The sequence below is a fragment of the Mycobacterium sp. NGS18 genome (assembly GCF_059813185.1).
Map to the genome: position 1 here is coordinate 278,212 of NZ_JCALEC010000005.1, position 15,192 is coordinate 293,403.

The window sequence follows — 15,192 nt, forward strand, 5'->3', positions numbered from 1 at the left end:
GTCACGTCCCGCAGAACGTCCGGTAATCCCCGAACTCCGGCGGCGCCGGCGCGGCGTAGGCCTCCAACCCGTCGCGTTCCCGGTACGGCTCGGCGAGCACCTCGAGCAGCTTCTGCACCGGGGCGAGGTCGCCGCGCATCCCGGCGGTCAGCGCCTGCTCCACCAGGTGGTTGCGCGGGATGTAGACCGGGTTGACCCGGTCCATCGCGTCCACATCCGGATCCAGTGAACGCCAGTGCGCGAGCCAGTCGTCAAAGACCTTGCCCGGCAAGGACTCTTCTCCTCGGCCGGCCTTGCTCAACGCCCGGAAGAACGAGGTGTAGTCGACGGTGTTGTCCTTGAGCAGCGCGAGCGCTTGATCGATCAGCGCGGCGGCCTCCACGCTGCCGGTCAGCCCGAACTTCTCCAGCATCCCGGCCGACCAGTAGCCGTGATAGCGCGGCATGAATCCTTCCAGGGTCTCTACCGCTACGTTGAGGGCCTTATCTTCGACGTCGTCGAACAGCGGCAGCAGCGTCTCGGCGAAGCGGGCCAGGTTCCACTGCGCGACCAGTGGCTGGTTGCCGTAGGCGTAGCGCCCGGCATAGTCGATGGAGCTGAACACCGTGGCCGGGTCGTAGGCCTCCATGAACGCGCACGGCCCGTAATCGATGGTCTCCCCGGAGATCGTCATGTTGTCGGTGTTCATCACCCCGTGCACGAACCCGACCAGCATCCACTGCGCCACCAGCGACGCCTGGGCCTCGACCACCGCCTGAAACAGGGCCAGGTAAGGGTTTTCGGCTTGCGCGGCCTCCGGGTGGTGGCGGGTGATGGCGTGCTCGGCCAGCCGGCGCAGCAGCCCGAGGTCACCGCTGGCGCGGGCCTGCTGGGCGACGAGCTGGAAGCTGCCCACCCGCAGGTGGCCGGCGGCTACCCGGGCCAGCACCGCCCCGGGCAGCATGCCCTCGCGCTGCACGTCGCGCCCGGTGGCCACCACCGACAGCGAGCGGGTGGTCGGGATTCCCAGGGCGTGCATGGCCTCGCTGATCAGGTACTCGCGCAGCATCGGGCCGACCACCGCCAGGCCGTCGCCGCCGCGGGCGAACGAGGTGCGCCCGGAGCCCTTGAGGGCCAGGTCGCGGTGGTGACCGTCGTTGTCGATGAGTTCGCCCAGCAGCAGCGCCCGGCCGTCGCCGAGCAGCGGAACGTAGTTGCCGAACTGGTGTCCGGCGTAGGCCTGCGCCACCGGGGTCGCGTCGTCGGGAACCTCGGTGCCGGTCAGCAGCCCGGTGCCCGCCGGGCTGCGCAGCCACTGCGGGTCGAGTTTCAGGTCGGTGGCCAGCGCCTCGTTGAGCACCAGCAGTTTTGGCTCCGGCGGCGTTTCGGCCTGCCAGCGCACCGACAGCTCCGGGAATTCGCGGGCGAACTCGGCGGTCAGGTCCGGGGGTGACACCTGACCAGCCTACGGGTCGCGCGGCTGTCGCCGCCGTGGCGAGCCGGAGAGGGCGTCGGTCTTCACATCCGCCACATCTGTACCCGGAGAGTTGGTATGTGTGATGTCGGAAAACGATAGCGCTGGTGATATCAGGGGCCCTGACGCCTCCGCACTGCCGTCGAGTTCCCGCCGTGAGCAGTGGCCAGGTAGCCCGCAAGCACCTAAACTTGTCGAATATGTATTCGATTACTCGGGAAATGTCAGACGTGCCGCTGATACTCGCAAGGTATGGCACGCATCAAGCTGACGGCGGCGGTCCATCGGCGCATTTCAAGACGAGAGTTGCTGGCTGCGCTTCGCCACGCCGGTCTGCCGCTGCTCATCGATCGCCATCGCGCCTACTTCACGGGTGTCGATAGCCGGGGCTACCGAAGGAACATCTGAACCATGGCCCGCAAGCTCGACCCCAGCAAGATCAAGTTCGACGAGAACACTGTCGTCGAAGAGATCGACCTCGACAAGGAGGTTGTCTACGTCGGAGGTGAACGCCTTACCGAGCAACGCGCTCAGGAAATGGCAGCCGAAGTACTGGCCAAGGCGGCCGCGCTGAACCTGCGCCCCGGTGGTAAGTCACTCTCCGGCAACGGCAAGCACTCCCCGGTGGTGCAGGTCCGGGTCTCTGAGCGCACCCGCGATCGATTGCGGTCGATCGCCAAGTCCCGCGGCATGAGCGTGTCGAAGCTGTCGCGCAGGGTGCTGGACGAATTCGTCGAACGCCAGTCCGCGGACTGACCCTCCCTCCAGCCATCGCCGGGTCAGGGCACAGTTCCCGGAACCGGTGGTCGGCGCTCTTCGTGGACAAGCATCGTGGTCTCCAGCAGGATCATCCACGGCGTCCGCGCAGTACGTCCAACTCCTGCACACGGCATTCACACCCACCACATGCGTACCGCCACGGGGTGAATACCCCAGCGGGCGCCGCTGCGTTAGCCTCCCGAATATGCCAGCGGAGACCGGCGCCCACGCCGACGCGGCGCGCGCCCGCGAGGCCGTCCTCGCGCGGCGCCTGCATGCCTCCGCGGCCACCGACCGGGCCTTCGCCGCCACGCTGCACGACGCCTACCGGACGGCGCTGGCCGGCCGCAAGCGATTGGACGCCATCGAAGCCGAGATCCGCGGTGTCCTGGCCGATCAGCGTGCGCTGGCGTTGGACACCCCGGCGGCCGCCCGCCAGTTCCAGCGGTTCCTGACCGCCAAGACCCGCGACATTCTCACCGTCATCACCGACGCCGCCGCCGACAGCGCGCAGAAGGCAGCCCTGCTGCGATCACTCGGCGGTGGGTATGCAGTCGACAAACCGCACCGACCGGAGATCCAGGCCGTCGACCACACCGTCAAACGGTCCCCGGCCTCGGGCGACGAGCGTCGGCAGAACCAGATCGACGCCTTCCGCGAGGTCTGCGGCCGCGATCCGGTGTCGGCCTCCGACTGGACGACAGCCGCGGCACTGGACTCGCACACCTACGACCCGAAGTTTCAGGGCGTGGAGTCCGAGGTGCGGGTGGCCCGGATCGAGCCGGTGCCCGGGCAGGGGGTGGTCCGTGCGTCGCAGTGGATCCCGCAGCGCGATGTCACCAGCTTTCCACCCTGGAAGCGCGACTTCGGCAACGACCGCGGCCCCGATGCGAACTTCGATCCGGAGAACACCAAGGTCACCACCTACATCGACTACGACAACGGGATCGTGGTGATGCGGCAGAACCCGTCGGTCGAGCTCAACGGGAGCGGCGGTCCCGGGAGGGTGAAAGTCGGTGTCCCGCAGGGCAGTGTCGCGCAGGCGCCGGATGGCTCAGTGCGGATCAAGTACGACGCCGGTAACCCGATGGCACCGGGTATCGCGACCGACGCCCACGGACCGCTGCGCGACAATCGGGTCAGCGTCAACGGCGATCTGGTGTTCACGCCCGGGCACGGCGGTGTCTATGTGGACGGGACACGGACGAACTATCCATCGCTGGAGATCTATCAGGACCTGCCGAACGGCAGCACCCACACCGTGCTGGTCGACCCGGCCCGGTCGGGACGTAGTCTCGGCCCAGCTCTGAATCTGCCTGCCCACCATGAGATCGGACTCGGTAGCGCCGCCTTCGCACCCTTCTGCGACGGGACGGCGATCGAATTCGGCCCACGATATTCGCCGCCGTCGGTACCAAGTACCAACCAACGGTAACGACGGAGCGCTGCCCTGATCACCGAAAGGAGCCGGTGAATGCCGCGCTGTTCCGGTTGCTGCCGTCGGAAGCGGCGGTGTGATGACAGCACGTCAGATGTCCATGGTCGACGCCCCACAGAAAGGCGGTAGCGCATGCTCCGCACCACGCTGTCTCGAATCCGTCTGCAGGACGACGCCGTCTGGAGGACCGCAACTCGCTCAGCGCCCGTCACTGTTCAAGCCGTGTTGGCGACGGCGGTCGGTGTCGGTTGGCTGCTGGGACGAATACCGGCCAGTGATACGACGGTTCGTCTCCTGCTGGCGACCGCCGCAGCCATCACGGCGGTGTTGTCGGCGCTGATCGGTGGGGCGATGTTGCGTGCCGAATCGTCGGCCTGCCGCGGCGTGGGTCTGGGGATCGCCGGCTCGGGCATCGCCGTCTTGGCCGGCGGCTTGACGTATGCGCTGATTTTCTTGCCGATCGTGGACCCTGCATCATGAGCGCCCCGACGCCGGCAGCTCGCTACGGCCCGCGCGGTTTCGTCGCTGCGCTGGCAACCATCGCTATCGTCGAAACCGCTACCTGGGCCTGGTTTCCGTTCTTGATCGCGAACCTGTTCTTCTTCGTGGTAGCAACGGTGATCGTGGTGCCGGCAGCATTGTTTATGCGTGAAATGCCAGGAGAGATCGGCCAAATCGGACGCGGCATACTCATCGGCTATCTCGCCACTCCCCTGACTATCGCCCTGACCGTCATCCCGACCTTCGTGGTCACCCAGCTACTGCATCTGGCCTGAAGTCACCGGCGCGGCCCGGATCGTCGTACTTGCCGGTGAGCAGCTTGGACACCGTGGCCGGCTTCCAGTGCCGGCCGGTCGGCGTGCGCTGCCCCGCCGAATTCAGCACCCGCGCGGTGGCGGCCTGGGTGACACCGCAGCCGTACACCAGCCAGCTCGCGTAGAACCTGAGCAGCCGCCTGCGCTGTGGCCACGGCACTGTCGGCGGCGGCAGCACCGGCGGCAGCGAGTGTGCCGGTGCAGCACCGCGGTCCGGCAGCCTCCGCACCGCAGGAGTGGCAGCGGTTTTGGCCAGCACCAGCTCGATCTCCCGGCTCAGACTCTTGACCCCGGCCGCCGCCAGCGCCGCGCGGTCGAGTTCGTCGACGGCCTGGACCTCCAGCCGCAGCGCCTGGTCGATCTCGCTGATTCCGCCGTCGGTGGGCACCCGAAAAAGCTCCCGGTAGACCAGCAGGTTCAGACCGTGGCGCTGTAGCACCAGGCTGAGCCGTCGCAGGTGCTGCTCGCGCAGGAAGTCCGGGCCCGGGAATGGCACCCAGATGTCGATCCGGCCGCCGATAGCACGGCTCAGTGCGTCGACGACGGCCTCGACCTGGGTCAGGTCGTGTTCCCGGGCGGCCGCCCCGTCGTCGAATCCGAAGGTGTCGACGACGGTGTAGCCCCGCTCACCGGCGTCGGAGGCCAGGTCGCCGCGATGGGCCGCGGTGTCACGGTCTCCGAGCAGAATGACCGGTGTGGAGTGCGGCATCGATACCTCCCGATTTATCAAGCCCCCGTGGGGAAGTGCTGGTGAAAGGAATGTATCGGCGACCACCGACAAGTTCTGGCTGCCGGCAACCGGGCGTAGCGGCTCACTCCTCCCGCTCCCCGGCGTTCCACTCGCGCGCGGCGGCACGCAACTCGGCGCGCAACGCAGAGCGACGGCGCTGCGGGCGGTGATGCCAGTGGCACATCCAGCAGCTGCACACGTTCGTTCCGGAGTAGACGAATTCCCAGTAGCAACGGCCGATACGGCCGATCGACCAGCCGGGATCGGGCGCTGGCAGATCGCAGTCGAAACCACCGCAGGCATGTACAGCGCAAACGCGGACTTCACCGCGAGCGAGGCGGACGCGGTAGGGGCTGTGGGCATCGGTACCGGACACAACGGTCTCCTCGGGCGGGGTAGCCCCCACCGAGTCCACGGTCGGTCCGCGGGGTGGGGGCTACGGCATGAGCGGGAGACCGCCGGCCGAGAACAGCGCGTGCATGAGAAGGGATCGTACGAAATGGGGGGCGGCGCTCATCGCTGCTCCGAAACCAACCGCCGCAGCGCCTGCCGAAAATCACCATTGGGCGACGACTCCGGCAGCACCGCAACCACATCGGCCAACGCGTCATCGATGCCGATGCCCTGCCTTCGCACGCCGTAGAGCGTCGCGATGGTGGGGGTACGGCTGGCGGCCTGCACGCAGTGCAGAAAGACGCTGCGTCCCTGGGCGCGCAGCGCCTCTATCGCCCGCACGGTGTCGAGCACAACGAAATCCAGGTTCGGGTTCTCGCCCACCGCATCGATCAGCCGCACGTCGAGGTGTTGCGCGCCGTCGGGCAGATCGTCGTCGGCGACGCGGCACAGCGACACCACCGCGTCGACCTCGGCGGGCAGTTTGCGCAGCGCGGCCACACCGCCGATCCACACCCTGGCGTCATGCGGATGCGCCACGACCGGGCGGGTCTCCGGGTAGCCGCGATAGCTGTAGTCGAACGAGTCGGGTGCGCCCTTGGCCAGGATCCGGTCCACCAGCTGGATCAGGCCGCGCGCTCGCAGCCCCGGCCAGCCGCCGAGCAGCAGCCGCCACTGCGACGGCACCGCCGACGCGCCGTAGACCGCGCCCAACAGCCCGCCGGCGATCGCCGCGACCGTATCGGTGTCGCCGCCGCCGCGCACCGCGGCCTCCAACGCCAGCCGCAGGTGATCGGCACGGAACACCCCGGCCGGTGGATCCTCGTCGGGAACCGCGGTGCCGGCGATCGCCGACCACGCGCCCTGCAGCGCAGCCACCACCCAGCCGTTGTTCGGTGAAAACGCGCTCGGGTCAGTGCTTTCGGCATCCGCCAGACGCTCGGTCCACAGCGCACGACGCTCCGCCGCCAGGTGCCCCAACCTGATCCGCACATCGAGCTGCCCGGTCAACACGGCCTGGCGGATCGCGGTGCACCACAACACGCAGGCATCCCCGGCATCGGGGTCGTAGTGGGTCAGTTCGCTGACCCTGCGGGCGGCGGCAACCAGCCCGGCCGCGTCGTCGAGGTAGGCCAGCGCCACCGGCGCGGTACGCATCAGCGAGCCGTTGCCCGCGCTGCGGCCGGTGTGCTCATGCAGCGCCACGGACTCCTGCCACGCGCTTTGCGCACCGATGCCGCACCGCGCCGCCGCCGAGAGCACCGAGCGGGTCTGCACGCCGACGTCTTTGGCGGTCGTCGACCACTCATGCCAGCGCCGGACCACGGCATCCAGCGCCGCCTCGTCGCGCAAGTCGGCGCCGGTGGCGGCGACCTCGGCGATGGCGATGGCCATCGAGGTGTCATCGGTCCACTCGCCGGGCTTAAACGGGCCGAGCCCGCCGCCGATCATGGCGACCGGTTTGTCGGCAGCGCGCGGCGGGTCGAATTCGTAGCCGGCGCCCAAAGCGTCTCCGGCGCGGTGGCCAGCAGTGCACCGCACGCCCGATCACGTTGTGCGGCAGTAAGCCCCATGGCAACTCACCCTTCGTCCAGAACAGCTGACGTCAGGGTATCGGCGACCACCGACAATCTCTTTCCGTCGAACAGCCGACAGCTTTTGTCGGTACCCGCCGCTACCTTCGCCGCTATGGACGAACCACCCCTAGCTTGGCCCGGCGTGCTGGAACCTTCGTTGCTACCGAAGGATGCCATCACGGCCGGGCACCAACTGGCCGATGCGGCCGAATCCGGCGACTGGCCGGCACTGTTCGATCTGCTGGATGCCACGCCGGCGCTCAGCGTCAACCAGTGCCGGCCCGGAGGCCCCGAGTGGCTCACGCCGCTGCACCAGGCCGCCCGCCATAACGCACCGGCGAAAACCATTGCCGCGTTGTTCGACCGCGGCGCACTGCGCTGTCTACGTGACGTGCGGGGCTTCACCGCGTGCGACATCGCCGACGACGCCGGGCACCCGCCGGCGCTGCTGTCCCTGCTGGCCCCGCCGCCCTCGCCGCTGTCGGCCGAGCGAATCCGCGCGCTCGACGCCAACCTGGAGTGGGCGATCGACGGCGTCCTGCGCACCGCAGGGCTCTTCGACGGCCACAGTGATCACGACCTGCGCACGCTGCTGCGCTATCCCCCGGTGGCCCTGCTGCACGAAGCGCCCGGCCGGTCGGTACACTTCGCGATTCCGGGCCTGACCGGCGGCGTGCGCGTCACCCTGCGGTGCGGCTATCTGGAAGCCATCAGCGGGCGCCGACCCACCGGGCAGATGCGGGTGATCACCCACCGGGGTGTGGTCCTGACCGCCGAAGGCCGCACCTGAGGGTCGCGTAACGTGACGGCCATGGCTTTCCGACTCGCCGACACACCTGACCAGCACGGCCGCACCTTCGTGGTGACCGGCGCCAACGGCGGACTGGGCGAGGTCGTCACCCGCACCCTGGCCGCCAAGGGCGCCACCGTGGTGATGGCCTGCCGCAACACCGCCAAGGCCCAGCAGATCGCCGACAGCATCACCGGTGACGTCACGGTGGCGGCGCTGGACCTGGGCAGCCTGGCCTCGGTGCGGGATTTCGCCGCCCAGCAACGCGGCTTCGACGTACTGGTCAACAACGCCGGGATCATGAACATCCCGATGCGGCGAACCGTCGACGGCTTCGAGATGCAGTTCGGCGTCAACCACCTCGGCCACTTCGCGCTGACCGGCCTGCTGCTGGACCGCATCGCCGACCGGGTGGTGACGGTGTCGAGCATCGCGCACAAGCAGACCCCGAAGTTCTGGATCGACGACCTCAACTACGAGAACCGCTTCTATCAGCGCAACCTGGCCTACGCGCAGTCCAAACTGGCCAACCTGATGTTCGCCCGGGACCTGCAGCGCCGGTTGCGCGCGGCCGGCTCGCCGCTGCGCTCCTACGCCGTACACCCGGGCGTGTCGGACACCGAGCTGTTCGACAACGACAAAACCCTGCCCGGTCTGGTCACCAAGTACGGCTTCGCGGTGTTCGGCCAGCCGCCCGAGCGGGCCGCCGAGTCGATCGTGATGGCCGCAACCGTCCCCGACGTCGACCCGGACACCTACTGGGGGCCAACGAAGCTGAACCAGGCCCGCGGCCCGGTCGGCCCATGCCCGTCGAGCAAGCTGTCGCGCGACCAGCGGCTGTGGCGCCGGCTGTGGGACGAATCGGAGAAGATGACCGGAGTGCACTACCCGCTCTGAGGAGTTGTCGCGCAGAGCCGGGCACACCTCCTACCCCCGCCCCGCCGTGACGCCTGGGGCAGATGAGACTCACCCGCGCCGACGCGCCCCCGATGTCGCCGACAAACTGACATGACGCCCCAGCTCACCGGTTAAGTTGTGGCGAGCCGCAATCTGCGGCACCAGATGGACCGAAAGTGATCATGCGAGTTGAGGGACGCGAGGTTGCCGTCACCGGCAACCTGCTGCAACCGCTGACCCGACGCATCAACGACATTCTGCGTCTGGTGCTGGCGGCAATGTTCCTGGCAACCGTCATCACCAGCTCGCTGGTCACCCGCTATGAATGGGTCTCGCTGGAACGCTCGGTCTCCCAGATCGTCGGGGTGCTCTCCCCCACCCACGCCAACCAGGTCTACCTGGCTTATGGCATCGCCATCGTGGGGCTGCCGTTCGCGATTCTGATCGGCCTGGTGGTCTCCCGGCAATGGAAACTGCTGGGCGCCTACGCGGTGGCCGGGCTGCTCGCGGTGGCGTCGCTGTCCATCCGCAGCAACGGCTTGGCTGCGCCGCGCTGGCACTTCGACCTGTCCGAACGGCTGGCCACCACGTTGGCCCAGTTCCTCGACGACCCGCGGTGGATCGCGATGCTCGCCGCGATGCTCACCGTCTCCGGCCCGTGGCTCCCGGCTCGCTGGCGACGCTGGTGGTGGGCGCTGCTGCTGGCGTTCGTGCCGATCCACCTGGTGGTCAGCGCTATCGTGCCGGCCCGCTCGCTGCTCGGGCTGGCCGTCGGCTGGTTTGTCGGGGCGCTGGTGATCCTGATCGTGGGCACTCCTGCATTGGAAGTGCCGCTGGATGGGACTGTGCGCACCCTGGCCCGCCGCGGCTGCAAGGTCACCGAGCTCACCGTGGTCCGCCCAGCCGGGCGCGGGCCGCTGGTGCTGTCCACCGTCGGCAAGCACCCGGCGATCATCGAGCTGTACGGCCCCAACCAGCGCAGCGGCGGGGCGTTGCGTCAGCTCTGGCGCAAGCTGCGGTTGCGCACCGCCGAGACCGCGCCGCTGCATGCCTCGTTGCACCGGGCCGTCGAGCATCGCGCGCTGATGGCGATCGCCATCGCCGACACCGGGGTGGCCAACACCGACACCGTCGCGGTGGCCTCCCTGGATCGGGGCTGGACGCTGTACGCCCACACCCCGCCGCGCGGTGTGCCGATCGCCGATTGCACCGCCAGCACCCCGGTGGGCACCGCCTGGGCGGCGCTGCGGCGGCTGCATGATCAGCAGATCTCCCACGGGGATCTGCGTGCCAAGGAGATGACGGTCCACGGCGACCGGGTGCTGTTCGGCGGATTCGGCAACGCCGAGTATGGCGCCACCGACAGCCAGCTGCAGTCCGATATCGCCCAGTTGCTGGTGACGACGTCGTCGTTGTACGACGCGTCGTCGGCGGTGGCCGCGGCGATCGAATGCTTCGGCCGGACCGCGGTGCTGGCCGCCTCCCGTCGTCTCACCAAATCGGCTGTGCCATCGCGGCTTCGCAAGGCGGTGCCCGAGGTCGGTGCGGTGATCTCCGCCGCTCGCGAAGAGGTCAAGCGCCAGACCAACACCGACGAGATCCACACCAAGACCATCACCCGGTTCACCCGCAGTCAGCTGATCCAGTTGGTGTTGCTGGTCGGTCTCGTCTATGTCGCCTATCCGTTCATCAGCCAGGTGCCGACGTTCTTTTCCCAACTGCGGCATGCGAACTGGTCGTGGGCGCTGGTGGGGCTGCTGGTGTCGTCGCTGACCTATGTTGGCGCGGCCGGGGCGCTGTGGGCCTGCACCAACGGTGCGGTCAAGTTCCGCAATTTGGCGATCATGCAGGTGGCCAACACCTTTGCCGCCACCACCACCCCGGCCGGTGTGGGCGGGCTGGCGTTGAGCACCCGGTTTTTGGTCAAGGGCGGCCTGAGCACACTGCGGGCCACCGCCGCGGTCGCCTTGCAGCAGTCGGTGCAGGTGATCGTGCACGTGATCCTGCTGATCATCTTCACCACCGCCGCGGGCGCCCGGGCCGACCTGTCGCATTTCGTGCCCAGCGCCACCCTGCTGTATCTGATCGCCGGTGTGGCACTGGGGTTGGCCGGCATCTTTCTGCTGGTGCCCAACCTGCGCCGGTGGTTGACGACGGCACTGCGTCCCCGGCTCACCGAGGTCACCGGCGACCTGATCGAGCTGGCCCGCGAACCCAAACGCCTGGCGTTGATCGTGCTGGGCGCGGCCGGCACCACTCTTGGTGCGGCACTTGCGCTGTGGGCCAGCGTAGAGGCGTTCGGCGGCAACACCTCGTTCGTCACCGTCACGGTGGTCACCATGGTCGGCGGCACCCTGGCCTCGGCCGCCCCGACACCCGGCGGGGTCGGCGCGGTGGAAGCCGCCCTGATCGGTGGGCTGGCCGCCTTCGGTGTCCCGGCCGCGCTGGCGGTTCCGTCAGTATTGCTCTACCGGGTATTGACCTGTTGGCTGCCGGTGTTCGTCGGCTGGCCGGTGATGCGCTGGCTGACAGAGAACGAGATGATCTGAGCCGATGCGGATCGCGATCAGCGGTGCCGGAGTGGCCGGTACGGCACTCGCCTACTGGCTGCACCGCACCGGCCACACCCCGACCGTGATCGAGCAGGCCCCGGCCTTCCGCACCGGGGGCTACATGATCGACTTCTGGGGCGTCGGCTACACCGTGGCGAAGCGGATGGGCCTCGAGTCCCAAATCCTCGACAAGGGCTACCAGATCGAGTCGGTCCGCTCGGTCGGCGCCGACGGGCGGGTGCGTGCGGCGTTGGACGCAGGCGTCTTTGGGCAACTGGTCGGCGACGACTTCACCAGCCTGCCGCGCGGCGACCTGGCCGCCACCATCCACACCGGCATCGCCGAACACGTCGAGATGATCTACGGCGACAGCATCACCGCCGTCGAGCAGCGCGACGACGGGGTCCGGGTGTCTTTCACCCACGCTCGGCCACGCGAGTTCGACCTGGTGATCGGCGCCGACGGACTGCACTCCAACGTGCGCCGGCTGGTATTCGGCCCGGACACCGATTTCGAACACTATCTGGGCTGCAAAGTGGCCGCGGCCGTCGTCGAGGGCTACCGGCCCCGCGACGAACTGGCGTATGTGAGCTACGCGGTGCCCGGTCGGCAGGTGTCCCGGGTCGCGTTGCGTGACGATCGCACCCTGGTGCTGTTCGTGTTCCGCGACGACTCCCCCGACGTGGCGGACCCGAAAGCACAGTTGCACCGCCGATTCGGCGACGCCGGATGGGAATGCCCGCAGCTGCTGGCCGCCGTCACCGAGGACTTGTACTTCGATGTGGTCAGCCAGGTTCGGATGGAACGCTGGTCGCGGGGACGGGTGCTGTTGATCGGCGACGCGGCCGGGTGCATCTCACTGCTCGGCGGCGAGGGCACCGGCCTGGCGATCACCGAGGCCTACGTACTTGCCGGCGAGTTGCAGCGGGCCGGAGGCGACCATCGGCGGGCATTCGCCGCCTACGAGGCCCGGCTGCGTCCGTTCATCGAAACCAAACAAGCCAGCGCCAAACAGTTCCTCGGGTTCTTCGCCACCCGAACACGTTTCGGGCTGTGGTTTCGCAATCTGGCGATCCGGGCGATGGGCCTGCGGCTGTTGACCCGTCTGTTCGCCGGTACCGTGCGCGACGACTTCGACCTGCCCGACTATCGCATGTGACGCTACCCGGCCCCGGCTGCCGCATACACCCGGCTCACCTCCGGCTCGGCGTAATCCGCCTCGGTCACCGCGGTGCGCACCGCATCACCAACCTTGAGGGTGAGCTCGGTGGGCACCAGGGCGATCACGCAGCCCCCGAAGCCGCCGCCGGTCATCCGGGCACCCAGTGCGCCCGCGGCATTCGCGGCATCGACGATCAGGTCGAGATGCTCGGTGGTGATCTCGAAGTCGTCGCGCATCGAGGCATGCGAGGCGGTGAGCAACCGCCCCGCCGCGGCGAAGTCCGACTCGGACAGCGCCGCAACGAAATCCAGCACCCGCTCGTTCTCGGTCAGCACATGGCGTGCCCGGCGCACATCGACCGGATCGCTGATCGCGTCGAGCACCTCGACGCCGCGGTGCTGCACCTCCCGCAGCGATGTCACCCCCAGCTCAGCGGCGGCCCGCTCGCAGGACGTCCGCCGCGCGGCGTACTCGCCGTCGACATGGCCGTGGCGTTGTCCGGAGTCGAACAACAACAGCGTCACCCCGGAGGCGTCCGGGTCGAAGGGCACCGAGTGCACCGCGACATCGCGGAAGTCGATCAACAGCGCCGTCGACACCTCTCCGAACAGTGACGACAGCTGGTCAAGCAATCCCGTTGGGGCGCCGACATAGTCGTTCTCGGCGCGCTGCCCGATGCGGGCCTGCTCGATCCGGTCGAGCCGGACCCCGGAAGTCAGTGCGCCCAGTACCGCACATTCCAGGGCTGCCGAGGACGACAGGCCCGAGCCGATCGGCACGTCGCTGCTAATCGTCATGGTTCCGCCGGGCACCGCAACGCCGCCCTCGCGCAATGCCCAGATCACTCCGGCGATGTAAGCGGCCCAGCCGGTAATTCCGCCGGGGGTGGTGTCCAGCGGGATGCGTACCGAGGCCTCGGCGTGATCGGAACTCACGGTGAGCGTGTCGGTTTCGGCAGGAGTGAAGGTGACGCTGGTGCGCTGCGGCAGCGCGATCGGCAGCGCGAAACCGCCGTTGTAATCAGTGTGCTCACCGATCAGGTTGACCCGGCCCGGCGCGGAGTAGCTGATCACAGCTCACGCAGCCTGGCCGCGACCGACTCCGGGGTGACGTCGGCGATGAAAGCGTCCATCGCCGACTCCGAGGCCGCTAGATATTTCAGCTTCGTGGCGCTGCGCCGGATCGACATTAACTCGGCGTGGAAGTAGCCGTCGGCCTGCACCCCGTCGGCGCGGTATTGGTGCAGGGCGGCCATATACGGCAGCGGGGCGTCATAGATGCGGTCGAAGCGGCCCAACAGATCTCGGTAGATCACCGCGAAGTCGTCGAGCTCCGGTTCGGTCAGCTCGGTCAGATTGTGCACCTGCCGATTCGGATACAGGTGCACCTCGACCGGCCAGCGCGCCGCGAACGGCACGAACGCGGTAAAGCAGTCGCTCTGCGCCACGATCCGGGCGCCGTCGGCCAGCTCGGCGGCCAGCAGGTCGGCCAACAGGTTGGTGCCGTGGGCATTTCGGTAATCACGCGCCTGGGTCAGCATCGTGGCGGTGCGCGGGGTCAGATACGGGTAGCCGTAGATCTGGCCGTGCGGGTGGGCCAGCGTCACCCCGATCTCCTCACCGCGGTTCTCGAAGCAGAACACCTGCTCGATGCCGGGCCGCGCCAGCAGGTCGGCGGTGCGGTGCCGCCAGGCCTGCACCACCAGGGCGGCGTGCGCCGCCGGCAGGTCGGCGAACGAGCCGGTGTGATCGGCCGAGAAGCAGATCACCTCGCAGCGGCCATTTCCCGGTGCGGCAACGAATTCGGCGCCGTCGGGCGGGGCAGTGACCGTCGCCCCGGCGCCAGCCAGGCTGGGGAACCGGTTCTCGAAGACCACCACGTCGTAGTCGGGCGCGGGCACCTCGCTGGTCAGCCCGCTCGGTCCCGGGCACAGTGGACACGCCTCGGCGGGCGGGTGATAGGTGCGGTCCTGGCGTTGCGCGGCGATGATCACCCACTGGCCGGTGGTGCGGTCCAAGCGCAGTTGCGACGGCTCGGGGTCGCGGGGCGGCAGCGGCCGGCGGTCCGGGACCGGCGCCGGGGCGTGGCCGGGCAGGCAGAAGAACAACAGGTCGCGGCCGTCGGCAAGCGTCCAGCGCGTCGGAAGGCTCACGCGACCAACCGGGGATACAACCGCTGCGGGGTGATCGCGACGCCGGCCGCCAGGTCGTCGGCCAGAGCCGCGGCGAAGCGCAACAAGCCGGGAAGGTCGATCCCGTAGGGCGCCGGGGCGGGCACCGCCGCCAGGTGGTCGGCGCCGCGGCGCAGCAGGCTCACCGCGCCGATGACGTTGCCGCGCTGGACGTGAGTGACCCCGACCGCCAGCTGCGCCAGGCCCTGCCACAAACCACGTTCGGCGGCGGGCCGGTGTTTCCACGCGGCTTCCAGCACCTCATGGGCGTTGAACGCCAGACCGTCGTCAAGCAACAGCTGTGCGTAGGCCAGCGTCTGCGCCGGTGGCAGGTCCAGATCGTCAGGAACGCCTTCGACGCCGCCCTTGCTGCCACGGGGCAGCGGCCGGCCCAGCCGATCCCGCGGGCGGGCGTTGCGGGGGCGGCCGGCTTCGTCGCGGTCGCGGGTTGTCACC

At 68.7% G+C, this 15,192-nt stretch carries 16 protein-coding genes; 9 read left to right on the forward strand and 7 right to left on the reverse strand.

What is annotated here, in order from left to right:
• Position 1: 1 nt before the first annotated feature.
• Positions 2-1,435, reverse strand: coding sequence for a protein adenylyltransferase SelO (locus AC5Y31_RS12565; RefSeq protein WP_499980685.1), 1,434 nt, complete (start codon positions 1,433-1,435; stop codon positions 2-4).
• Between the two features lie 270 nt (positions 1,436-1,705).
• Here AC5Y31_RS12565 and AC5Y31_RS12570 point away from each other — a divergent pair, with 270 nt between their 5' ends.
• The 5 genes from AC5Y31_RS12570 to AC5Y31_RS12590 all read left to right on the forward strand — a co-directional run bounded on the left by AC5Y31_RS12570 (position 1,706) and on the right by AC5Y31_RS12590 (position 4,426).
• Positions 1,706-1,861, forward strand: coding sequence for a hypothetical protein (locus tag AC5Y31_RS12570; RefSeq protein WP_499980686.1), 156 nt, complete (start codon positions 1,706-1,708; stop codon positions 1,859-1,861).
• Between the two features lie 3 nt (positions 1,862-1,864).
• Complete coding sequence (locus AC5Y31_RS12575; RefSeq protein WP_499980687.1) at positions 1,865-2,209, forward strand: DNA-binding protein; 345 nt, start codon at positions 1,865-1,867, stop codon at positions 2,207-2,209.
• Positions 2,210-2,417: 208 nt separating this feature from the next.
• Entirely contained in the window at positions 2,418-3,647 is a 1,230-nt protein-coding gene (locus tag AC5Y31_RS12580) for a DUF4226 domain-containing protein (protein WP_499980688.1), read from the forward strand.
• 225 nt (positions 3,648-3,872) lie between these two features.
• The gene (locus AC5Y31_RS12585; RefSeq protein ID WP_499980690.1) at positions 3,873-4,130 is read left to right on the forward strand and encodes a hypothetical protein; all 258 of its coding nucleotides are present in this window, start codon (positions 3,873-3,875) and stop codon (positions 4,128-4,130) included.
• On the forward strand, positions 4,127-4,426 hold the full coding sequence (locus AC5Y31_RS12590; RefSeq protein WP_499980691.1) for a hypothetical protein: 300 nt from the start codon (positions 4,127-4,129) through the stop codon (positions 4,424-4,426). The genes AC5Y31_RS12585 and AC5Y31_RS12590 overlap by 4 nt, the downstream gene beginning before the upstream one ends.
• Here AC5Y31_RS12590 and AC5Y31_RS12595 read toward each other — a convergent pair.
• The 3 genes from AC5Y31_RS12595 to AC5Y31_RS12605 form a co-directional block, all read right to left on the reverse strand.
• Positions 4,401-5,174: a hypothetical protein gene (locus tag AC5Y31_RS12595; RefSeq protein WP_499980693.1), complete on the reverse strand. Its 774-nt coding sequence runs from the start codon at positions 5,172-5,174 to the stop codon at positions 4,401-4,403. The genes AC5Y31_RS12590 and AC5Y31_RS12595 overlap by 26 nt on opposite strands.
• A gap of 103 nt (positions 5,175-5,277) precedes the next feature.
• On the reverse strand, positions 5,278-5,571 hold the full coding sequence (locus tag AC5Y31_RS12600) for a hypothetical protein (RefSeq protein WP_499980694.1): 294 nt from the start codon (positions 5,569-5,571) through the stop codon (positions 5,278-5,280).
• A gap of 137 nt (positions 5,572-5,708) precedes the next feature.
• The gene (locus AC5Y31_RS12605; protein ID WP_499980695.1) at positions 5,709-7,130 is read right to left on the reverse strand and encodes an ADP-ribosylglycohydrolase family protein; all 1,422 of its coding nucleotides are present in this window, start codon (positions 7,128-7,130) and stop codon (positions 5,709-5,711) included.
• A 147-nt stretch (positions 7,131-7,277) separates the two neighbouring features.
• Here AC5Y31_RS12605 and AC5Y31_RS12610 point away from each other — a divergent pair, with 147 nt between their 5' ends.
• The 4 genes from AC5Y31_RS12610 (at position 7,278) to AC5Y31_RS12625 (ending at position 12,563) form a co-directional block, all read left to right on the forward strand.
• Positions 7,278-7,955, forward strand: coding sequence for an ankyrin repeat domain-containing protein (locus AC5Y31_RS12610; RefSeq protein ID WP_499980696.1), 678 nt, complete (start codon positions 7,278-7,280; stop codon positions 7,953-7,955).
• A 21-nt stretch (positions 7,956-7,976) separates the two neighbouring features.
• Positions 7,977-8,852 (forward strand): oxidoreductase, encoded by an 876-nt coding sequence (locus tag AC5Y31_RS12615; protein WP_499980697.1) that lies wholly within the window; start codon positions 7,977-7,979, stop codon positions 8,850-8,852.
• 182 nt (positions 8,853-9,034) lie between these two features.
• Positions 9,035-11,401 (forward strand): lysylphosphatidylglycerol synthase domain-containing protein, encoded by a 2,367-nt coding sequence (locus AC5Y31_RS12620; protein ID WP_499980699.1) that lies wholly within the window; start codon positions 9,035-9,037, stop codon positions 11,399-11,401.
• A 4-nt stretch (positions 11,402-11,405) separates the two neighbouring features.
• Positions 11,406-12,563: an FAD-binding domain gene (locus tag AC5Y31_RS12625; protein ID WP_499980700.1), complete on the forward strand. Its 1,158-nt coding sequence runs from the start codon at positions 11,406-11,408 to the stop codon at positions 12,561-12,563.
• Positions 12,564-12,565: 2 nt separating this feature from the next.
• Here the strand turns inward: AC5Y31_RS12625 and AC5Y31_RS12630 are convergent, their stop codons facing one another.
• From AC5Y31_RS12630 to AC5Y31_RS12640, 3 genes are read right to left on the reverse strand one after another with little or no spacing between them, the layout of a single operon-like run.
• Positions 12,566-13,639: a galactokinase gene (locus AC5Y31_RS12630; protein WP_499980702.1), complete on the reverse strand. Its 1,074-nt coding sequence runs from the start codon at positions 13,637-13,639 to the stop codon at positions 12,566-12,568.
• Positions 13,636-14,718 carry a galactose-1-phosphate uridylyltransferase gene (gene galT, locus AC5Y31_RS12635; protein ID WP_499980703.1) on the reverse strand — a complete coding sequence of 361 codons (1,083 nt, stop codon included), beginning with the start codon at positions 14,716-14,718 and terminating at the stop codon, positions 13,636-13,638. Before galT ends, AC5Y31_RS12630 begins: the two co-directional genes overlap by 4 nt.
• The gene (locus AC5Y31_RS12640) at positions 14,715-15,191 is read right to left on the reverse strand and encodes a DUF309 domain-containing protein (protein ID WP_499980705.1); all 477 of its coding nucleotides are present in this window, start codon (positions 15,189-15,191) and stop codon (positions 14,715-14,717) included. The genes galT and AC5Y31_RS12640 overlap by 4 nt, the downstream gene beginning before the upstream one ends.
• Between the last annotated feature and the right edge of the window lies 1 nt (position 15,192).